The sequence below is a fragment of the Paenibacillus bouchesdurhonensis genome (assembly GCF_900155685.1).
GTDB classification, from domain to species: domain Bacteria; phylum Bacillota; class Bacilli; order Paenibacillales; family Paenibacillaceae; genus Fontibacillus; species Fontibacillus bouchesdurhonensis.
On record NZ_LT732548.1, the window covers coordinates 3653839 to 3674551 of the forward strand.

The 20713-nt window shown below is 50.3% G+C and carries 18 protein-coding genes; 5 read left to right on the forward strand and 13 right to left on the reverse strand.

Annotated features, from left to right (window positions below; all coding sequences use genetic code 11):
* Positions 1–14: 14 nt before the first annotated feature.
* Positions 15–323 (reverse strand): hypothetical protein, encoded by a 309-nt coding sequence (locus CZ379_RS20515; protein ID WP_110933321.1) that lies wholly within the window; start codon positions 321–323, stop codon positions 15–17.
* Positions 324–1020: 697 nt separating this feature from the next.
* Between CZ379_RS20515 and ytxJ the strand changes: the two genes are divergently transcribed.
* The gene (ytxJ, locus tag CZ379_RS20520; protein ID WP_110933322.1) at positions 1021–1359 is read left to right on the forward strand and encodes a bacillithiol system redox-active protein YtxJ; all 339 of its coding nucleotides are present in this window, start codon (positions 1021–1023) and stop codon (positions 1357–1359) included.
* Between the two features lie 169 nt (positions 1360–1528).
* On the opposite strand, the gene trxA is transcribed toward ytxJ, so the two are convergent.
* Both trxA and CZ379_RS20530 read right to left on the reverse strand, forming a co-directional pair.
* A complete protein-coding gene (trxA, locus tag CZ379_RS20525; RefSeq protein WP_110933323.1) occupies positions 1529–1846 on the reverse strand; it encodes a thioredoxin in 318 nt (105 codons plus the stop codon).
* A 272-nt stretch (positions 1847–2118) separates the two neighbouring features.
* Positions 2119–4839: an adenosylcobalamin-dependent ribonucleoside-diphosphate reductase gene (locus CZ379_RS20530; RefSeq protein ID WP_110933324.1), complete on the reverse strand. Its 2721-nt coding sequence runs from the start codon at positions 4837–4839 to the stop codon at positions 2119–2121.
* Between the two features lie 679 nt (positions 4840–5518).
* Here CZ379_RS20530 and CZ379_RS20540 point away from each other — a divergent pair.
* The 3 genes from CZ379_RS20540 to CZ379_RS20550 all read left to right on the forward strand — a co-directional run bounded on the left by CZ379_RS20540 (position 5519) and on the right by CZ379_RS20550 (position 9394).
* Positions 5519–7282 carry a DEAD/DEAH box helicase gene (locus CZ379_RS20540; protein ID WP_110933326.1) on the forward strand — a complete coding sequence of 588 codons (1764 nt, stop codon included), beginning with the start codon at positions 5519–5521 and terminating at the stop codon, positions 7280–7282.
* 6 nt (positions 7283–7288) lie between these two features.
* A complete protein-coding gene (locus CZ379_RS20545) occupies positions 7289–8224 on the forward strand; it encodes a YqhG family protein (protein ID WP_110933327.1) in 936 nt (311 codons plus the stop codon).
* A 156-nt stretch (positions 8225–8380) separates the two neighbouring features.
* Positions 8381–9394, forward strand: a complete 1014-nt coding sequence (locus CZ379_RS20550; RefSeq protein ID WP_234404964.1) for a hypothetical protein — start codon at positions 8381–8383, stop codon at positions 9392–9394.
* A 57-nt stretch (positions 9395–9451) separates the two neighbouring features.
* Here the strand turns inward: CZ379_RS20550 and CZ379_RS20555 are convergent, their stop codons facing one another.
* Positions 9452–9670, reverse strand: coding sequence for a YqzE family protein (locus CZ379_RS20555; protein WP_110933329.1), 219 nt, complete (start codon positions 9668–9670; stop codon positions 9452–9454).
* A 181-nt stretch (positions 9671–9851) separates the two neighbouring features.
* On the opposite strand from CZ379_RS20555, the gene CZ379_RS20560 reads away from it, so the two are divergent.
* Positions 9852–10532, forward strand: a complete 681-nt coding sequence (locus CZ379_RS20560; RefSeq protein WP_110933330.1) for an N-acetylmuramoyl-L-alanine amidase family protein — start codon at positions 9852–9854, stop codon at positions 10530–10532.
* A gap of 83 nt (positions 10533–10615) precedes the next feature.
* Here CZ379_RS20560 and CZ379_RS20565 read toward each other — a convergent pair whose 3' ends face one another.
* The 9 genes from CZ379_RS20565 to CZ379_RS20605 all read right to left on the reverse strand — a co-directional run bounded on the left by CZ379_RS20565 (position 10616) and on the right by CZ379_RS20605 (position 20646).
* Positions 10616–11074: a hypothetical protein gene (locus tag CZ379_RS20565; protein ID WP_110934483.1), complete on the reverse strand. Its 459-nt coding sequence runs from the start codon at positions 11072–11074 to the stop codon at positions 10616–10618.
* Between the two features lie 5 nt (positions 11075–11079).
* On the reverse strand, positions 11080–13113 hold the full coding sequence (locus tag CZ379_RS20570) for a S9 family peptidase (RefSeq protein WP_110933331.1): 2034 nt from the start codon (positions 13111–13113) through the stop codon (positions 11080–11082).
* The gene (locus tag CZ379_RS20575; protein ID WP_199925711.1) at positions 13106–14146 is read right to left on the reverse strand and encodes an ABC transporter ATP-binding protein; all 1041 of its coding nucleotides are present in this window, start codon (positions 14144–14146) and stop codon (positions 13106–13108) included. The genes CZ379_RS20570 and CZ379_RS20575 overlap by 8 nt, the downstream gene beginning before the upstream one ends.
* Positions 14116–15090, reverse strand: a complete 975-nt coding sequence (locus CZ379_RS20580; protein ID WP_110933333.1) for an ABC transporter ATP-binding protein — start codon at positions 15088–15090, stop codon at positions 14116–14118. Before CZ379_RS20580 ends, CZ379_RS20575 begins: the two co-directional genes overlap by 31 nt.
* Before the next feature lie 16 nt (positions 15091–15106).
* Positions 15107–16042 (reverse strand): ABC transporter permease, encoded by a 936-nt coding sequence (locus tag CZ379_RS20585; RefSeq protein WP_110933334.1) that lies wholly within the window; start codon positions 16040–16042, stop codon positions 15107–15109.
* A 17-nt stretch (positions 16043–16059) separates the two neighbouring features.
* A complete protein-coding gene (locus CZ379_RS20590; protein WP_110933335.1) occupies positions 16060–16977 on the reverse strand; it encodes an ABC transporter permease in 918 nt (305 codons plus the stop codon).
* Between the two features lie 146 nt (positions 16978–17123).
* Entirely contained in the window at positions 17124–18695 is a 1572-nt protein-coding gene (locus tag CZ379_RS20595) for an ABC transporter substrate-binding protein (RefSeq protein WP_110933336.1), read from the reverse strand.
* A 20-nt stretch (positions 18696–18715) separates the two neighbouring features.
* Positions 18716–19900 (reverse strand): M20 metallopeptidase family protein, encoded by a 1185-nt coding sequence (locus tag CZ379_RS20600; protein WP_110933337.1) that lies wholly within the window; start codon positions 19898–19900, stop codon positions 18716–18718.
* Positions 19901–19920: 20 nt separating this feature from the next.
* Positions 19921–20646 (reverse strand): FadR/GntR family transcriptional regulator, encoded by a 726-nt coding sequence (locus CZ379_RS20605; protein ID WP_110933338.1) that lies wholly within the window; start codon positions 20644–20646, stop codon positions 19921–19923.
* Between the last annotated feature and the right edge of the window lie 67 nt (positions 20647–20713).

Here is a 20713-nt window from a genome sequence, read left to right on the forward strand (position 1 = left end):
TCATCTAGCTTCTATTACTCAAATCCATCTTCGGGTTCACCAATATCAAAACCTAATACTTTTGTTGCTTGCAATTTAAATTTTTCTATCCAAGAATTCCAATCTCTATTAGTCATCTGTGCATAAAATGATAATCCACTTGGCTCAACAGATGCCACAATAAAAACATCATCATTTTCATGCCCAAACCAATATGGGATTCCATTTTTATACCCTACCCAACCTGGCATACTCTCATATACATAAGGAACTTTATCCCATACTTCATCAGGTAGATAATACCATATATTTAAATTGCAATTATGAGAGGTTGTTGTATTCAATGATTGTTCCCCCTTAACCTAAGACTTATAGTTTCCCACCTAATTACTTCCCCTGTTTTCAGTTATTATATAATGCTGGTAAATTCACGAACCTTTACTTTCTTAAGTGGCCAAAGGAAAAGCCTGCGAAACGGCTAAGCAGCGACAGCTTGGATTCGCCTTCAGTAGTGACTCTTGCGACCAAGACGGCTTACTCGCTGATAAGTGAATATCATGTAATGTTCGACGTTTTTCCAATCATTCCTCTCCAATCACTGGTATTTCTCAACTAACCAGTCCAGGACTAATCTATAATCAGCTCTCAAAAGTTTGAATATGGAAGTTCATATGATTGATCCAGTTTTGGAACAAGAGGGAATGAGAGTTTATGAGTATTGGGGCGGAAATTATCGTCCATTAGAGGAACTGTTGAAAGAAAGCTTCAACATGCCTGAGAAGGGGAATAGTACTCATTCTTAAAATCTAAAGTACGACTCCTCTTGAAACTACACCAAAAAGACATGGCCTAGAAGAAGGCCATGTCTTTTTGGTGTGCTACGTTACTGCATGGATAATTCCCCCAACACCGGGCTATTCATATTCCCTACAGATGCACATGCAACGCCCTTCCCGCTCTATCACCAACTTGACTATGAGCAGGAGCATGTTAAAATTCAATCATTCGAATGATTATAATTAGCGAGGAGAGTATGCTTCTATGAACTGGAAAGAAATAACGACACTTGAAGAGTGGAATGAGATTATGGCTAAATCAACAGAACGTGGACAGGTTATTTTAAAACATAGCACGACATGTCCTGTTAGCTCCAACGCGCTTCATGAATATGAACAATATTTGCAGGATACACCTAATCAGGATTTGGATTATACATTAGTGAAAGTCATTGAATCCCGTCCGGTGTCAAACAAGATCGCAGAGGATTTGAATGTCAAGCACGAGTCGCCGCAAATTATATTTATTAAGGATGAAGCCAAATACTGGACAACCTCACACTGGTCAGTTACGAAGGCGCATATGACCGCCGTATTGGACTAATGGCTAATTGAGGATTGGTCTCCAAATCAACTTGAATCGAAGAGTGTTGAAGTAACCCGCCTTCATGGTAGTAATGGACTACTTCCTAAAAAAACAGCAGCCCGATTGATGCTTCTTATCAATCGGGCTGCTGCTTTATCTCACTTTCGCCTGAATCATTCCTTCGGATTTAAGCCAATAATTGCTCAATTTTTGTTTTCAAATCCTGTTTCGAACGTAACCCGACCAGCTTTTCGACGATGTGGCCATCTTTGAACAAAATAAGCGTAGGAATTCCCGTAATTCCTAGTTGCCCCGCCAATTCGACCTCTTCATCAACATTAACCTTGGCGATAACTGCTCGCCCATTCACTTCATTCGCCAACTCTTCCACGATTGGCAGTTGAACTCTACAAGGCCCGCACCACGGTGCCCAAAAATCAATGAGGGTAACGCCGGATTGAACTTGATTTTGAAACGAATCTTTTGTTAGTGCAATAGCTGACATAGAAGGTTCCTCCATTTTCGTTTATTTATTAGAAATAATCTTTCTCAAATTATACATATACCCCTATATGTATAATAGGCCGATGATTCCTCATTGTCAACCCATTCAGTCCTTCTCTACGGCTCCAATTAATACGTTTTTCATCTCCTTATAAATGAAGGAGATAACCAAAAAGCCCGATCCGGTAAAGGAATCGGGCTTTATACTATTCAGAATGAATCACTAACAGCAATCATAAATCATTACATTCGCTAGCCACACATTAAGTTATCTTACGAACACTTGCTATACCCGCAGTTGGCGCACGTTTTGCAACCTTCCACATTCAGCAGCGAGGCCGAGCCGCAGGATGGGCACAGATCTCGTGAGGTCGTTGGCGCACCTGCCGAATTTACCGTGCCGCTTCCATTCGTGATGGGCGCGAAGACCGACTCGTGAGCCGTCTCCTCATGATGCGCCACAGTCGCAGCTACCGGAGCCGGGTCATGATCATCGTATGGGCCATGCTGCACATGGATTTCCAGTGCTTTGGCAACGGCATCCGCAATCGACTCGACGCGATTCGGGCCGAAGCCGATGGCGCCGGAACCGCCAATGCCTTTCAGATGCTTGATCAGCAGCTCCACCTTCTGTCCATGATCGCCGTAGCGCAGGAACAAGGAACATACGCGGCCCAGAGCTTCCGCCATGGCGAACACGTCTGACCCTGCTTTACCAACGTTCAGAAAAATCTCGCTCGGAATACCGTTCAAATCATTTATCGTAATGTACGCCATACCAAATGGCGTGTTGATTTTATAGGTTGCTCCGTGAAGAACCTGCGGACGCTTCTTGTACTGCTTGTCGAACACCGTTTTCTCGCTTGGATCCACTCCGGCAGAGAGCGATTGATCCAGACCGCTTAACGCAGACTGCTCCGCACTCGTTACCGAGCCATCTGCACTCGCCGCAGCCCCAGCTCCTTCACCAGCGGATACGCCCGCCTCAGCACCGCCAGCCGAAGCTCCGTTTGCTGAATCGCCCTCAGAGGCTCCAAGTCCTGCCGCCTCAACCTTGTCTTCCTTCTTCTCCGTTTGCAGAACTTGGATATCGCGGCTGCCATCACGGTAAATCGTTACGCCTTTACAGCCCAGATCGAACGCCAGTTCATACAGGCGCTTCGTCTCTTCCACCGTGAAGTCGGCAGGACAGTTCGCCGTCTTGGAAATCGAGCTGTCTACCCAGCGCTGAATCGCTGCTTGCGCCCGGATATGATCCTCTGCGGACAGATCCATGGCCGTTACGAAATAATCCGGCAGCTTCTCGCCAGGATGCGCATCCATCCACTCCTGAGCGATCGGTACAAATTGCTCATCGAAGCCAAGCCGGCTCTGACGGTAATATTTGAACGCGAAGTAAGGCTCGATGCCAGTAGAGGTGCCGACCATTGTTCCAGTGCTTCCCGTCGGGGCCTGAGTAATGATCGTTACGTTACGTATTCCCTTTTCGCGAACCGCCTCTCCAACTTCTGGATAGACTTCAGTCATGACCTTCATAAATCCGCTTTGCAAATACTTGTCCGCTTCAAATGCCGGGAACGAGCCCTTTTCTGCTGCGATATCCGCCGAAGCGAGATAAGCTTCCTTCGCAATAAAGCCATATAATTTATCGAGGAATTCCAGCGATTCCGGACTGCCATAACGGATGTTCAGCTTGATCATCAGTTCGGCCAGCCCCATCGTACCGAGGCCTACGCGGCGCTCGTTCTTCTGGTTCTTCTCGTTTTCCTCAAAATGATACGGCGTCGTGTTAATGACATTATCCAAGAAGCGTACAGAATAGCGCGTAGTCAGCGCCAGATCATCCCATGCAACATCATGTTTATCCTCATCATAGAACTTCGACAGGTTCATCGCCGACAGGTTACAAACTCCCCAGCCTGGCAGACCCTGCTCACCGCAAGGATTCGTACAAATAATCGGATTGAAATACCAGCTGTTCGACATCTGGTTGTAGTATTCCATAAATACGACGCCCGGTTCGGCTGATTTCCATGCCGATTCAATGATCGTATGCCAAATTTCCCGTGCCTTCACCGTACGGAAGTGGTTAACTCTACGGCCGGCTGCCTTCCATTTCTCTAGGTCGCCGTCCCACACTTCATTATAGTCCTCATAGGTTGTATCTGGGAAAACAAGTTCCCAATCCAAATCTTCCTTCACGGCCTTCATGAAGCCGTTGCTGACGCAAACCGATAAATTCGCGTTGGTCACTTGCCCCATCGTTTGCTTAACCGTAATGAAATCAAGCAAATCCGGATGCCAGTCGTTAATCATAAGCATGAGCGCACCGCGCCGGCTGCCTCCTTGCTCGATCAAACCAGTCGTATAGCTGAACAGCCCGCCCCAGGATACGGCACCGCTTGACGAGCCGTTAACACCCTTGACGACTGCACGACGTGGACGCAGGGAGCTCAAATTAATCCCGACTCCGCCCCCGCGAGCCATAATTTCGGTCATTTCGGACAATGTCTCCATAATGCCGCCCCGGCTGTCCTTTGGCGAAGGGATGACGTAGCAGTTAAACAGCGTCAACTCATCGCTGGCTCCGGCACCTGCGGCAATGCGTCCGCCCGGAACGAGCTTCCAATCGTCCAATACGTAACGGAACTTCTCCTCCCACTCCTGCTGCAGCTCTGGGGTAGCTTCCGCAGAAGCCATCGCAGTAGCGAGGCGATCCCACATTTCCTCCGGTGTTTTCTCAATATTCAACGTCAGCTTCTCAACATCCGATTGTACGAGTTCGCCGGTGCGAGTCTTCACCGTAACTATTCGCCCGTCACGCGCTACAACCTCACCTACTTCTTTCGTCGGAAACTTTGGATCATCCTTGGTCAGTACAAGGACAACATCACCAACCTTCGCATCGCTAGGATCAGGATTTTTCCAGGCGTACCGATCCAAAAAGATTTTTTCACTAAGTCCCTCCAGACGTTGCTTCTGCTCTGTTTTCAAAGAAAACACCCTCCTCTAAATAATATTTTGCGCACGCTCAGCTCCATAATCCGCAGTGGGTTGTCAACTTTTGTCGAAACAAAAAGTCATATCCTACCCCAAAGAGGCGCAAAAAAATGTCGGTAGCTGCGCAGATGCCTCACCTGCACAATTACCGCCGATTTCTGTCTGTTCTCTAACCTTTTTCTTATTTAATTTATAACCTTCATTCACATCACATAAACGATCTTTTTATGTATAAATCACAATATGTAGTGTGCGAGTTACATTATACTATACAACATCTCGATATTACAGCTTGGCTTCTCTGAAAATTAAGGCAGAATAATGACCTTTAACCCCTATGATCTCCTGTTTGCTGCGAATCCCTCTATTTTTCATTTCTTCCTTTGAAAAAAAGACTGAAAACTTTCCAATCGCCTCCCTGCTGCCTGGTCTTAAAACACGCGTTTTATAATTCCCTGTTTTGCTGCACATCATGCTCCGCTTGCGCTAATCCGCAACGTCATATCACCCGATTTCGTCCGGTCAACGTTCCAATCCCCCCATGTTATTCTGACATAATAAGACATACTTTGACACAAGAGCTATATCCGGAGCCTAAAAAGTTATGAATTTCTACTTATTCGTCCATACTATACATGATTTTAGAAGATAACAGATAAGGGAGGCTTACATCATGAATCCGAACCTTCCGAATTTCGTCCATCCTCCTACCCAGACCGCGCCACTAATCGAATTTGATCACTCCTGGTTCGAGGATTTAAACAACCGTCTGGACAAAGGCGGGCCTTGGGACGATTGGAAGCTGTTTAACCTCGCCATGGAAGCGGAAGGCGCCTCGCTCGTATCGAGCTTCGAAGAGATATTGTGCCTCTCTCGCTTGAACGGAGTAGAGCCGCTGCCGCATCAGACCGATACCGCCCGCAAAGTGCTGTTCGAAATGCGCGGACGTGCTATCCTCGCGGATGAAGTGGGACTAGGCAAGACCATCGAAGCCGGACTGATTCTCAAAGAATACATGATTCGCGGACTTGTTCGCAAAGCGCTTATTCTCGTCCCAGCCTCCCTCGTCCTCCAATGGGTGCGTGAACTCAACCAGAAGTTCGCGATCCCCGCCGTTGCCCAGAAGAAACAGCATTCCTGGGATAACGATATCGTCGTTGCGTCCATAGATACGGCCAAGCGAGATCCCCACAAGGAAATATTGCTCGGCAATGAATACGACATGGTCATCGTCGATGAAGCGCATAAGCTGAAGAATAAGAAAACGACCAATTACCAATTCATGATCCAACTGCGAAAGAAATACTGTCTGCTGCTCACCGCCACGCCGGTGCAGAATGACTTGAGCGAGCTGTTCAATCTGATTAACCTGCTCAAGCCCGGCCAACTCGGAGGACAAAGCGATTTTGCAGCGAACTTCGTCGTTGACAAGCGCATACCTAAGAATGAAGAGAAACTGAAGGAAGAGCTCTCCAAGGTCATGATCCGCAACCGTCGCAGCGACGGTGAGCTTGAATTCACCAAAAGAATCGTCCGCAACATCCATATCGAGCTGTCGCCCGAAGAGAAAAACTTGTACGACGGGGTTACTTCCTTTGTCAAGGATCAATACCAGGCAACTGGCGGCGACTTAAGCAGCATGCTTTCACTAGTTACACTGCAAAGAGAAGTTTGCAGCAGCCGGGACGCTGTATTCGTTACGCTTGTCAATTTGTCGAAGAAGCTGGCCCCCGATTCTCCGCTTCGGGATCGCATTTGGGATTTGGTCGGCATCATCAAGACGATTCAGGCCAACAGCAAAGCCGAGAAGGCAATGGAGCTCATTCGGAAAATGGATGACAAAGTGATTGTCTTCACCGAATACCGGGCAACCCAGGAATATTTGCTGAAATATCTTCGCGACCGCAACATGACAGCCGTACCTTATCGGGGAGGCATGAACCGGGGGAAGAAGGATTGGATGATGGATTTATTCCGCGGCCGCGCTCAAGTCATGATCGCAACCGAAGCGGGCGGCGAGGGGATCAATTTGCAATTCTGCCACCAAATGATCAACTTTGACTTGCCTTGGAATCCGATGAGGGTGGAGCAGCGTATAGGCAGAGTGCACCGCCTTGGCCAGCAGAACGATGTAAAAATATACAATCTCTCGACAAAGGGCACGATTGAGGAACATATATTGAATTTACTGCACGAGAAAATCAATATGTTCGAAATGGTCATCGGCGGTCTTGACGTTATTTTGGAGCGTTTTGAAAAGGAGAGCTCCCTAGAGAAAAGCATCTATAAAATACTGCTGGAATCCCAGAACGACGATGAGATCGCCAGCAGAGTAGATTCGCTTGGCCGCTCCTTGCACAAAATCAAGGACGAGCTCGGCAAAGGAACCCCAAAAGAAGCGTCCGGCAACAATCTTACCGAATTAATGGGAGGCTGATGAGTAATGACTATGACGATGGAGCAAATTCAGCAATATGTAATGACCTACCTCAACATCACCGAATGTCAAATCATCGAGAAATCGCCTCATCACGTTACAGTTAAACTGTCTCCCCATGCGGACAAGGATTTAACGAATCGTCCTTATTACTGGGGCTTTATCGAACGCACCGGAGCCCAGCCGGAAACGATGTCATTCAAGTTCGTCTTTGATACTAAGCGCCATGATGCAGAGCTTGCTGCTGCGGAGCAGCAGGCACCGACGCCGCAGGAGGATGAAATCCTCGGGAGGCATTATGGAGCCATCCGTCCGCTGCCGATACTAGGCCCAGGACGGATTCAACGGGAGGATCTCTCCTTTGGCAGCCCGCGTCTCAAGCAAATTTTTAATGCCGCGCTTCGAGCCGGCCGATGTGTATATCTGTTTGAGGAGGCTGCGCAAAGACAGCGAATGACCCTATTGCCCGCAGCGTATGAGCCTTGGCTCGGCGTCAATTTCAAAATCGAGTTTTGCTGTGATATGAAAAGAGAAGAACTGCGTTCCCTTGGCATTTCCCTGCTGACGGGGCAGATCGACACCGCCTTTACTTCGAGACTGCGGCCTTTATCGTTGGTTCCCCGCCTGCCGGAGAATGTGCATATTGAGCCTACCAGATTAACCTTGGCGGAAGGTCGGGACGCATTGGAGAAGATCATCCGCGAAGATGTCGAAGCTTATGACCACACCTGGGCCGAGGAGGCCAATGAACGGCTCAAAGATGAGCTGCTGCTAATCGACGCCTACTATACCGACCTGCTGCGCGATCCCGACGAGGAAAGAAAAAAAATCGTGCAAGAACAGTACGAATCCCGCCGTGGGGAAATTCGCTGGCAGTACGAGCCGAGGATTGTCGTATCCGCAATAAACTGCGGCATCTTTCATTTGCGCTCGCGAAGATGACGAATAATTGACCCTTCTCGCTAAAAGAAGGCAAAAATAGAATCGATGACGGACAAGCTGACGCGACAGGTTGAGACAGCCTTCTCAGCGCTCGTCTTTTAAGATAGAAACAAGTTTAAGCCCAAATTTTTTCGAAAGCTGGTGACCGATCTGCGTATGCTTCTCTTTCCTAGTAAAATAAACCTTGCCCTGATGCTAAGTCTGGTTCTCTTACTCGCTTCCCTGCTGCGCCCAGCAATGGGACTAGCCCATCCCCAGACTGGACTGGAGGCATCTTTCGCATTGCTGGCAACGACAACTGATGCGGCAGCTGCTCCGCAAGACGCGATTCAATTTGCCAATAAGCTGATCTACAAGCTGGCCGAAGACAAGCCATTTACGAATTGGAAAGGGGCAAGCCCGGAATTTCAGCCGCTTGGGCCTGGAATGCACGCCTGGCTCGTTACTTTATATCAAAAGAAGACCCCCGTTGGATATCTCATTATCGGCGCTCATCCTTCAGGAGGTTACGCCTTAATAGAATATGGCGCCGGCTCGGAGCCGTTGTTCGATACGGCCGCGCTTAAGCGGGCGCTCGCCGCTGAGCATAGCTCATCCGACCGTAGTTCACTTCAATCGCTGCGGATCGAACAGCTCTACGCCGGACCGCTTCTTGCCGAGTGGCGAATCATTGCCTCTGTGAACAGAGCAACAGGCGCACAAGCCGCTGGCGACGCCTTGCACATGCAATACCGTGATGCGCGCAATGCAGATCCTCTGCCGGATAATGAGTCCATTTGGCAGAAACTTCTTTCCGTTCCGACCCAGCTCTCAGCCGCCATCGTTGCAAGTGGGCAATCCCTGACTGCTCCTGCCCCGCCTACAATGACATCGGACAGCTTTGATCCAAGCGATAATCTCCTATGGCTAACAAGCGAGAAGCTTAAGCTCACAGCCTCCTCATTTACCAAGGAGCTCCATCAGCATAAATCTCTAATCTTCGCGGCGCGAGGCGAGGATCGCAATTATACCCTACCGTTACCCGTCTATGGTTACCAATCCTGGGAGCAAGCGGGCGATACCAACGCAGAATGCCTTTACATTATGACCGGCTCCGCAAATTCCCCCCGGTTCATCGCCTTTGACGAGCTTGCGAAGGCCGGACAATTTTACACAAGCACAACCCCGTAAAGCAAAAAAGAGCCTAGAGCTTAGCGTGCTAGCTAATCTACCGGGCTCTTTTCATGTTCATTTGCGACCTTCCGTTCCCTTCTCTTTTCCGTTAAGCGCTGGTTTGTTCGCCACCTGCCCCAACAACATTCCGAGGCTAAATGGGATCATGCCAAACCACCTGCGGCTCCAGGGCTCCTTTTCCTTGACCCGAATGCGGCGTACATCCTTCGGTGTCTCCATATAATCGACGACTCGTTCAGTAATATACTTTACCAACTCGTCTCCCTTGGCCATATCATATCCCCCTTTTACAGTCCTGCATCATCACTTTAAGTCTTGCTTATTCACCGTATAACATTATTTTGCACCGATTCCTTTTCCTCTAAACGGCTAAGTCGCCGTATTTAAAACCGATGCATGATTTTTCAAATTCTGACTCATTCTATAGTAGACATCTATTCATGGAGGTGAATTCATGAAACGTAAATGTATTTCTTTGCTTATGCTAATATTCGCCTACAGTATCAGCGAGTCTCACGCTTATGCCGATGACAGCTCCTTTAGGCACGCCTTTCCCCAGCCCATCATTCTCATCGATGCTGGTCATGGCGGTATCGATGGCGGAACTTCTTATGATGACATACTAGAAAAAGATATCAATTTGGAAATCGGGCGTCGTCTTTACATAATTCTTCGCAGTCATGGATACGAGACGATCTTGAACAGAACCGGTGACTACGCGCTAAGCGATGATAACCGGTGGCTGCGGAATCGATCCAGGCATATAAGAGACTTGGCTCAGCGCAAACAACTCAGCGAAGAGCTTCCTTCGGAAATCGTCGTCAGCCTGCATGTAAACTGGGGCAAGAACAAATCCAAACGCGGCCCGATTCTCCTTCACCAAACCGAAGGTCGCAGCGCTTTCCTCGCTGCTTCGATTCAGAACTCCCTGAACAACCTATATGGCACTTCATCTTTACCACAAATCGGAAAACCATTTTATTTGCTAAATCATGTGGATTGTCCAGCTGTCATCGTAGAGACAGGGTTCCTCAGTAACACGGAAGACCGCGATCTGCTCAAGAGCAAACGCGGTCAACAGAAAATTGCCGAAGCCATATACGGAGGAATCGTCCAATATTTTACGGCGATATAAATTCCGCTCCCGGCCAATGACCGGGGGCTATTGATTTGCAACCTTACATTGCTCCCATATAGTTCAAAGCAGGATACTAACCCTTATTGATACTTTAACTCTAGCCGGACAGAAGGGTACTGCCCGATTCCCTCCCCTGCAGTTTCGTCCTCTTCGATGACGTTCCATTGTCTGCCTACGAGCAGACGCAGCGTTTTGATCTCATGCGGGTCTAAACGTAACTGGCGTAGGGTGAGATTCTCCTGGACATAATCCCGATCCGCTTCCTTTCCGAACCGAAAGCCAAGCAGTCTTTTTACCCCATTAATATGCAGGAACTTAAAAACATAATCGTTGCGTATAGCTTCCTCCCAATCATCGCCCATTTCTTCCGCTGTTTTTAAACGGTCGGCAAAGTCCATATCCGGATCCTTCGCCTTCACCAGCAACGGAGTGTAATTTCCAGCGCGCAGGGTATCAATGATGAATTCTTTGGATTCCCCGCTCGACAAGGCATTCTCTACGAGAAAAGCTACAGGTATGGATAATAATACGTGACTCAATCCAATCATTCCTTTTCATGCAAATATTGATTAAACCACCGGTTTACTTGGTTAAAGCTGTCAACGCGCAGCGAAGGCTTGCCGCTTTTCAGCAAAGAGTGGTTGGAGCCGGGGAAGCGAATAAGCCGAGTCTTCTTCCCATGCCGTTTTAATGTTGTATACAGCTCCTCTGCTTGGGATACAGGGGTACGGTAATCATTTTCACCGTGCAAAATCAGCAGCGGCGTCTCGATTCGGTGAGCATGGGCTAGCGGCGATCTCGACCATAGCAGCTCGGCATGCTCTGCTGGATTGCCGCCGACTACGCCTTCGACGTAAGATATTCCAATATCGCTCGTCCCATATAGAGACAACCAGTTCGAAATGCTCCGCTGGGCAACAGCAGCCCGAAAACGATCGGTATGAGCTACGATCCAGTTCGTCATAGCACCACCGTAGCTTCCTCCAGTAACTCCAAGCCTAGACTCGTCCAAAAATTCATATCGTGCCAGCACCTCGTCCACCGCTGCCATCAGATCGTGATAATCTCCTCCCGCGAAATCTCCCCGACATGCCTTGGCAAATTGCTGCCCATACCCCATACTTCCGCGCGGGTTAATCCACATTACCGCATAGCCCTGTGAGGCAAGGGTCTGCATTTCATGGCTGAACGTCCCGGTATACATCGCATGAGGCCCTCCGTGAATCTGCAGTATGAGCGGTATCCTCTCTTTAGATACATGCCCTGGAGGCAGCAGCAGCCAGCCATGAATCTCCAATCCGTCCGTCGATTCGAAGTGAAACCGCTCCGGCAGGCGAAACTGAAGAGAATTCATATATTCCTCATTGCGCCGAGTCAATTGCTGCTCCTCCCCGGTCTCGACATCCACCCGATACAGCTCGCCTGGCCGCTCACTCGTTAAAGCGGCGACGATGAGGTAGCGTCCATCTGGGGTTAATGTATACTGATAGACATCCTTCTCCTGCCCATGCGTCACCGCCCGGTATCTTCCGTCGGCATGGAAGCCATAGACGTGAACGCAGCCTGCTTGCGTACCGAGCACGAACAGGCCAAACGGCGAATACTCCCAGTTAAACGATGGAATCACCGAGGGGGCAGCCGCCTTCATGTCGCTGAGTGCGGCGTTGCCAAGCTGCATATCCAATTCCGCAGCTAATCGTACCGGCTTGCCGCCTTCAGAGGATACGACATACAGGCGTTGGTGGCTGCCGCTTCCGTAGACGCGGTCGCTTGCCAGCAGCGCTAACTGCCCACCGTTTGCCGAATAAGCCAGTTGGCTGATCAGCAAGGTGGAATCGGTAATTTTAACTGGGGTTCCTCCGCTGCGGCGAACGGTATAAACATCCGAATAATGTAGTAAATCCAAGTCTTCCTCACTGTCGTCACTGGGCGCCTGTTTGGAAACAAAGGATAAAGCATTACTGTCCGGCGACCAGACAGGCGAGGAAATCTCCCATAAGCCTGATACGAGCGGCGCAATATTGCCGCTGGCCAGCTCCAGCATAAACAAATGCGTATATAACCCATCCCACCAGCCGCGACCTTCGGCCTTGGGCGTAGTCCGATCAAAGGCATGACTCTGACGATCCGCCTGTTCCTTTGCTTTCTCCGCGCCAGCCCCTTCCCTCTCTGCATCCAGACTTACTCGGCTCGTAAAAGCAATATAACGACCGTCGGGCGACCAGACAAAGGCGTCCACGCCCCGCTTCACTTCCGTATGCTGTACCGCCGGATGCAGACTTGCCGCTTCTGCATCCCATATTGCGATGTGCAGTTGTTTGCTTCCCCTGGATACGCGCAAAAAGGCAAGCCGTGAACCATCCGGAGACCACTTCGGGGCGGAATCCTGCTCCCCGTCCGTCAATCGCTGATCTCCGCTCCCGTCCAGCCCAACTGCTCGAATATGTGTGATGTACTTATTATTGGCTTGATCCACCGATTGATTGACATAAGCAATCGTTCCCAACGGGCTGATGGACGGTTGGCTGACCCATTGATAACCGTATAAATCCTCCGGCTGAATTGGACGTTTATTCATCTTGTTCCCTTCCTTTCCCTGACTGAATCGTCGGGTAATGACAGGCCGCAAAATGGCCCTCATTGTACTCCTGCAGCAATGGCGCTTCTATCCTGCAGCGCTCTTGCGCATAAGGGCAGCGCGGATGAAACGCACAGCCCTTCGGCGGATTCGCCGGGCTCGGCATTTCCCCCGAGAGTAGAATCCGCTCTTTGCGAAGCCTCGGATCAGGCACTGGCACCGCCGCCAGAAGCGCCTCTGTATACGGGTGCAGAGAGCGGTCGAATAATCCCTCTCGCGGGGCGATCTCTACGATTTTACCCAAATACATCACCGCAATCCGATCACTGATATGCTTGACCGAAGGCAGACCATGCGCGATAAAAATATAGGTAAGCTCGAATTGCTCCTGTAAATCCTTCAACAAATTAAGAATTTGCGCCTGAATGGACACATCTAAAGCCGATACCGGCTCGTCGCAAACAACGAGCTTAGGCTTCATCGCCAAGGCGCGGGCTATGCCGATCCGCTGCCGCTGCCCGCCGCTGAACTCATGCGGATGCCGATCCGCCAGATGCGGGCCGAGCCCGACAGTCTGCAGCAAACGATAAACCTCATCTCGCAAAGCTTGCCCCATGGCTAGTCCATGCACCCGAAGCGGCTCCGCAATAATATCGAATACCTTCATCCGCGGGTTCAACGACGAATAAGGATCTTGAAACACGAATTGCAAATCCCGCCTGACTTTGCGGAGCTCCAGATCGGACAGCTCAGCTAAATTCCGTCCTTTAAAAAAAATTTCGCCTTCCGTAGGCTCCAGCAGCTTCGTGATCATTTGTCCAGTCGTTGATTTACCGCAGCCGGACTCCCCGACAATCCCAAGCGTTTCCCCCGGCATCACCTGGAAACTCACTCCGTCGACGGCCTTCACTACCCCGCCTTTACCCGGCAGCCAGCCTTTCCTTAACGGGTAATGCTTCTTTAATCCCTTCACCTCAAGCAGCGGATTCGTACTTGTCTTATTCAATGTGGAATCTCCTCCATCCGCAGACATCTCACCCTATGGTCAGATTCTTTCAAGCGCAGTTCCGGACGTTCCCTCTTGCAGCGCTCCTCCGCATAAGGACAGCGGGGATGAAACGGGCAGCCTTCCGGCATGTTCAGCATGTTCGGCACCGTCCCCGGGATCGAGTCCAGCCTGTCGCGCTGCTCGGTCAATCTCGGCAGTGAGCCAAGCAAGCCAAGCGTATATGGATGACCTGGCTTTTCAAACAAGTCAAACACACTGGCCTCCTCCACCACTTCGCCCGCATACATCACGGCTACCCGATCGGCCATTTCCGCCACGACGCCCAAATCATGCGTAATTAGGATAATGCCCGTATTTTCCTGCTCGCTCAGTTCGGCGATCAGCTTCAATATTTGCGCCTGGATCGTTACATCCAACGCCGTCGTCGGCTCATCGGCAATAAGCAGCTTAGGCCGGCAGGCCAGCGCCATTGCAATCATGACCCGCTGGCGCATTCCTCCCGAGAGCTGGTGAGGGTAGTTGCCCGCCAACTTGGCTGCATCAGGGATCCCTACCCGCTCCAGCATTTCAATGGCTAGCTTGTGAGCCTCCGCTTTGCTTACCTTCCGGTGCTGCACAATGACTTCACGTATTTGATTGCCGATCTTGAACACGGGATTAAGCGAGCTCATCGGCTCTTGAAATATCATCGAAATTTCATTGCCGCGAAGCTTGCGCATTGCTTTCTTGGACAGCTCCAGCAAATTTTGCCCTTCAAATTGGATTTCGCCCTCTACTTTGCCAGGCTCGCGAACCAGCCCCATGATCGAAAGCGATGTAACGCTCTTGCCCGATCCGGACTCTCCTACAATCGCAAAGGTTTCGCCCCGGTTTACCGTGAAGCTGACCCCGCGTACAGAGGGAATGATCCCCTCTTCTGTTTTAAAGGAGGTTTTCAGTTGATGAACCTCGAGCAGTTTCGCTGTCATGGATGATCCCCTCCTTTTAGCCCTTCATTTTCATGTGCGGATCAAGTACATCGCGAAGCCAGTCGCCAAGGAAAATAACGCCCAGCACCGTCACCGTAATGGCCAATCCCGGAAACGTAGCTACCCACCAGCTTGTTGCAACATATTGCCTTCCGTCGCTCAGCATCCCGCCCCAGGATATATCCGGGGGCTTAATGCCCAGCCCCAGAAAACTTAGAGAAGCCTCCATAATTATTGTCGTCGCTACATTCATCCCCGAAATGACAATGAACGAGGATAGAATATTCGGCAGAATATGCCTCAAGATAATCCGGCCATGGCTAGCTCCTACCGCGCTGGCCGCCTTCACGAAATCCCGCGCCTTGATGCTCAGCACCTCTCCGCGGACGACCCGGGTATAGGACACCCAATTGGTCACGCCAATGACAAAAATCAGCGTCGTCATCCCGGGGCCCACAACGGCGAGCACAACGAGCATGAATAAAATCGTGGGGATGGCCATAAAAGCATCGGCAATGCGCATAATGACAGCATCCACCCATTTACCGTAATAACCCGAAATAAGGCCAAGAACTGCGCCGATCATCCCCGATACCAACACGGCACCTACCCCGACAAGAAGGGATACTCTCGAACCGTACACGATTCTGCTCCACATGTCCCGGCCCAAATTATCCGTACCTAGCCAATGCTCCGACGTTCCTCCTTCCATCCATACCGGCGGCTTGAGCCGGTTAAGCGGGTTCACCGCATTCGGATCATGCCCAGCGAGAAGAGGAGCCAGCAGCGCCAGCAAGCATACGATGAGCACCAGCACGGCGCCGAGTGTTCCCGTCTTGCTTCTCAGCAGGCTTTTAGCCAGCATGCCCACTCCCGCCGATCTTTGTCTTTGATCCTGCGCCTGATCCTGCGGCGCGGGCGTCAAGGACGGCATGTCATTCATCATGGCCATTTCGCTTCCTCCCTCTCCTAGTCGTATTTAATGCGCGGATCCAGCAGACGGTAGGCCACATCCGTTAAAATATTAGTTATGACTACAATAAAGGCAATGACAAAGACGGCTGCCTGTACAATGGCCATATCATGCGTATTGACCGCAACGACGAGCAGTTGTCCGAGCCCCGGCCAGGCAAATACCGTCTCCGTAATCAACGTTCCCCCGATCAGACTTGTGAATTGCAGGCCCATAATAGTTACGACAGGAATCATCCCATTGCGAAAAGCGTGCTTGCCGATCACCCATATCTCTCGGATTCCTTTACTCCGCGCAGTTCGAATATAATCCTGATTGAGAATATCCAGCATGCTCGAACGGATTAGCCGCGTCATTTGTGCTGCAAGCCCCACCCCCAGTGTAAACGCCGGCAAAATAAGGTGGGACAAACCGCCTCGCCCAGACACAGGCAGGACGCCCCAAATGACCGAGAATAATAAGATCAGCATAATCCCCATCCAGAAGTTTGGCATCGCCTTGCCGATGACCGAGATGCCTGATATAACCAGATCGACAAACGTATTTCGCTTAACCGCAGAGGCTACCCCTAGCGGCACGGCCATCAATACAGCAAACAGCATGGCTGCGACGGCCAGTTCAAAGCTCGCCGGCAGGCGCTCCAGTACTAGCGGCAGCGCAGATTCGCCATAACGGAACGACTTGCCGAAATCCCCCTGCAGCGCACTGCCTAGAAACTTTAAATACTGCACATACAGAGGTTGATCCAGCCCCAACGCCTCGGTAAGCACCGCCCGGTCTTCTGCGGTTGCTGTCTCCGGCAGCATGAGAGCAACCGGATCACCCGTCACTCTGACCAGAATGAAGACGATGATGGAGACAATCAACAGGACAGGAATGACCTGCAGCAGCGATTTGATGATGTATTTTCCCATAGCAGCATTCACCTTTCGTAGCCATTCTCAAGCCTGCCGCCTCAACTTTCAAGCAGTCCAGCCCGATTTAACAAAGCACGGCCGGAACAAGATAATCGTCCCCGCCGTTCTTCGTTATTCATTTAGGTCTTGTTGCAGCAAGCAGTTTACTGCACCGCAGGTGTAATCTCCTCCGCATAGAATAATTCATCGCTGCGCGGCTGGAAGTTCACACGTTGATCTATGCCGAATACCCCTTCCAGTTGGTACAAATACACCGCAGGGCGATCTTCAGCAAAAATTTGCTGAACCTGTTGATACTCAATCTCTCGGGAAGCCGGATCCATATTGACCAAAGCAGACTGCAGCAACTGTTCAACCTCTGGATTGTTGTAATCTGTCTCGTCCTTCGCTTCCTCGAATAAATAGCGGTTATAGTTATTTGATGCGTCGAACAACGAGTTGCCAATGCCAATCATGAAAATCTCTTTAAACGATTTGGAGCTGTATCGCTCACTAAATGCGCTTGGTTCGAGCACGTCCAGATTCACTTTAAACCCAACCTGCTCCAGCATGGCCGCCACGACCTCCGACTGCTCCTTATACTGGGATGACACGGAAATCGTCAATTCCGGGCCCACGTCGGCGTAACCGGCTTCCTTCAGCAATTCCTTAGCTCTCTCTTGATCGTATAGCGATTGCTTATAGAGCGTTGGATCGGCTCCAAAGTTGCCCGGAGTAACTGACGTACGCGTAACAATCCCTGCTCCACCCACAATGCTGTCCACAATGCCTTGCTTGTCAATCGCGAGTTCAATCGCTTCTCTCACCTTAGGGTCGGATGTAACAATACCCTCGGTATGACGCAGGATCAATTGCAGCACCCTTTGGGTCGGGGCTTTCACAATTTGCTTGTTGTCTGCGTTTTGAATGCGATCAATATCCGTGGACGGAATACCGGATGCGACATCAATGCCGCCGGCCAGCAGCTCCGATACGCGGGTCGATGCTTCCGGAATTACCCGGAATACGACCTGATCCCATTTCGGCTGGCCTTCATAATAATTCTCGTTCTTCACCAGTTCTACGCGATCATCCTTGATCCATTTGCTGAATTTATAAGGGCCTGTACCCACCGGATCTTTCAAAAAGGCTTCGATCCCATTGTCTTGAATATATTTGGACGGCAAAATTCCTGCTCCCATTTTAGACAAGCGATTTAACAGCAGCGGATCCGGTTCGCTCGTCACGATATCTACGGTGTGCTCGTCCACAATGTTCACTTCAACGATATTTTTAAAATAAGAGTTCTGCTTCAGCGCTCCATCCTTAGCTACCCGCTCAATCGTAAACTTCACATCTTCCGCAGTAAAAGGGTCGCCGTTATGAAAAGCAACGCCTTCCCGCAGCTTGAATTGCCATGTCGTTTCATTTACCTGCTCCCAGGAAGTCGCCAAGCCAGGAACCTTGTTCTGTTCGCTGTCATTTTTCAACAAATAATCGAACACGTTCACGATAACCGCTTCACTGGCCGTATTGTTATTGTTATGAGGATCAAAACTCTCAATATCCGTTCCCACGCCAAATGTCAGTGTTTGACTCTTCGGCGCTGCCGAATTTGCGTTCTGATCTGCGGATGCATTAGTACCAGCACCGGTATTCCCGCCTCCGCACGCGGTAACTAGAACCACCGCTGCCAGTAATGTCACCAATATACCTATCCATTTCTTTCTTTGCATCTCTTCCACTCCTCTAATGATTAGTTTCTGTTCAAAAATTGAATGGCAGTAGCTGATAGCATGCTTACACCGTAAGGCATCGCTGCTTCATCCAGATCGAACATGGGATGGTGCAGTGGATACTGCGTCCGCTCCTCGCCGCAATCTGAACCAAGCCGGAAAAACACGCCGGGAACGCGTTCGGAATAGAACGCGAAATCCTCTCCTCCCGTGGAGGGCTTCAAATAACGCCATGACTTAGAGCCGTAAACTTGCTCGCTAACCTCTGTCATAAAATCGACCATCGCCGAATCGTTGATAACGAGAGGATACCCTTCCCCATGCTCGATTTCATACCCTGCCCCGAAGGAGCTGCAAATCCCGCTGACCACTCGCTCAATCAGCCCAGGCAGCTGCTTCCTCACCTCTGGAGATAAGGTGCGGACGGTTCCCGTCATCTCTACCTCGGGCGCCAGCGCCGTTCCCATATAACCGCCAGAAATTTTGCCGATCGTAATGACGGCTGGTTCAAGCGGGTCAACCATACGGCTCGTTATATTCTGCAGTGCAGTAATAATTTGTGCGGATACCGCAATGGCGTCGATCCCTTCGTGAGGTCGCGCGGCATGTCCGCCTCTGCCGAGTACCCTGATCTTAAGGGCATCAGCCGAAGCAAAAGCCGCACCCTTGGTTACGCCAAGCTCCCCCGTGTTCAACCCGGGATAAATGTGCAGGCCTGCCATCGCATCGACCGCCGGATTTTCCAGGACACCGTCCTCGATCATCGCCCGCGCGCCTGCCAAGCCTTCTTCCGCCGGCTGAAATATGAATTTGATGTTACCTGCTTTAGGCCGTCCAAGGCTTGTCAGCAATTGAGCTGCCCCCATCAAGATAGCTGTATGGGCATCATGACCGCATAAATGAGCTTTACCTGGAATTTGCGAGCAATAGTCCGATGTCTTCTGATCTTGGATCGGCAGTGCATCCATGTCCGCTCGTAAACCAATCGTTGATCCCGGCATATGGCCTCTAAGCAGCCCTACCACTCCGGTACGTCCAACATTCCTTGTCACTTCCAACCCCAGACTCTCTAAATGCTTGGCTACGATTTCTGACGTGCGGAATTCTTCATACCCCGTTTCAGGGTGACGGTGAAAGTCTCTACGCCATTCGGTGAGCTGTTGCTGAAGCGGCTTAGCCAAATCTAAAATCTCTTTGATATCCATGAATCCTCACATTCTCCTTCCTAATCCGCCGCAACCACTCTTTCATAAATAGCCTCTGCGGAGAACCCGGTATGACGTCTCATCACTTCACGCGACCTGATGCTGTCATGGGCCTTCAGCGCCGTCAGAATTTCTGTATGTACTTCGTAGTTCACCCTCCGAACCTCTTCGTTATAAGGCATCAAATCGAGAGCCGGGTTAATCTTCGTCCGAATATGCCGCACAGCGGATTCCAAGTAGGGATTTCCCGAAGCCTTGGCAATCGCAAGATGGAATTTGACATCCAGCGCCCGGAACCATTCGCGCGTACATTCCGGTTCCAGACTCTGATCCAGATAGCTTTGGAGCAGCTCAAGCTCGCCTGCGGTGATCCGCTCAGCGGCTAGAAAAGCCCCCTCCGGTTCAATAATCTTCCGGTATTCAAACACCTGCAGCATCTGTTCCCAATCCCGTTTGATCTCCTCCGCCGTCCGCTTATGGGAATTAGCCGTCACCGGTTGAATGAATGTTCCTCCCTTTGCTCCAACCCGCTTCTGAATCAGCCCCTTACTCTCTAACCCCGCAAGCGCCTCGCGCACCGTAATTCGACTGGCATTGAAAATTTCCGCCAGTTCTCGCTCAGATGGGAGCTGTTCCCCGCTCATGAGCTCCTTGAGAATAATCGCTTCCTCCAACTGTTCTCTAATAAATTCACTGACCTTTTTGGTTGATACCTTTTCAAAATGGAGAGGAAATTGAGTAGACATGACAATTCATCACTCCGAATATTTATGGTCTAGACCTTATACCATTACTATAATACCAAGTAAACTT

Coding starts and splice junctions, on each gene's coding strand:
- ytxJ (WP_110933322.1), top strand. CDS start 1,021: ATGAACTGGAAAGAAATAACGACACTTGAAGAGTGGAATGAGATTATG.
- trxA (WP_110933323.1), bottom strand. CDS start 1,846: ATGTCAGCTATTGCACTAACAAAAGATTCGTTTCAAAATCAAGTTCAA.
- CZ379_RS20540 (WP_110933326.1), top strand. CDS start 5,519: ATGAATCCGAACCTTCCGAATTTCGTCCATCCTCCTACCCAGACCGCG.
- CZ379_RS20545 (WP_110933327.1), top strand. CDS start 7,289: ATGACTATGACGATGGAGCAAATTCAGCAATATGTAATGACCTACCTC.
- CZ379_RS20550 (WP_234404964.1), top strand. CDS start 8,381: ATGCTTCTCTTTCCTAGTAAAATAAACCTTGCCCTGATGCTAAGTCTG.
- CZ379_RS20555 (WP_110933329.1), bottom strand. CDS start 9,670: ATGGCCAAGGGAGACGAGTTGGTAAAGTATATTACTGAACGAGTCGTC.
- CZ379_RS20560 (WP_110933330.1), top strand. CDS start 9,852: ATGAAACGTAAATGTATTTCTTTGCTTATGCTAATATTCGCCTACAGT.
- CZ379_RS20570 (WP_110933331.1), bottom strand. CDS start 13,113: ATGAATAAACGTCCAATTCAGCCGGAGGATTTATACGGTTATCAATGG.
- CZ379_RS20575 (WP_199925711.1), bottom strand. CDS start 14,146: ATGTCTGCGGATGGAGGAGATTCCACATTGAATAAGACAAGTACGAAT.
- CZ379_RS20580 (WP_110933333.1), bottom strand. CDS start 15,090: ATGACAGCGAAACTGCTCGAGGTTCATCAACTGAAAACCTCCTTTAAA.
- CZ379_RS20585 (WP_110933334.1), bottom strand. CDS start 16,042: ATGGCCATGATGAATGACATGCCGTCCTTGACGCCCGCGCCGCAGGAT.
- CZ379_RS20590 (WP_110933335.1), bottom strand. CDS start 16,977: ATGGGAAAATACATCATCAAATCGCTGCTGCAGGTCATTCCTGTCCTG.
- CZ379_RS20595 (WP_110933336.1), bottom strand. CDS start 18,695: ATGCAAAGAAAGAAATGGATAGGTATATTGGTGACATTACTGGCAGCG.
- CZ379_RS20600 (WP_110933337.1), bottom strand. CDS start 19,900: ATGGATATCAAAGAGATTTTAGATTTGGCTAAGCCGCTTCAGCAACAG.
- CZ379_RS20605 (WP_110933338.1), bottom strand. CDS start 20,646: ATGTCTACTCAATTTCCTCTCCATTTTGAAAAGGTATCAACCAAAAAG.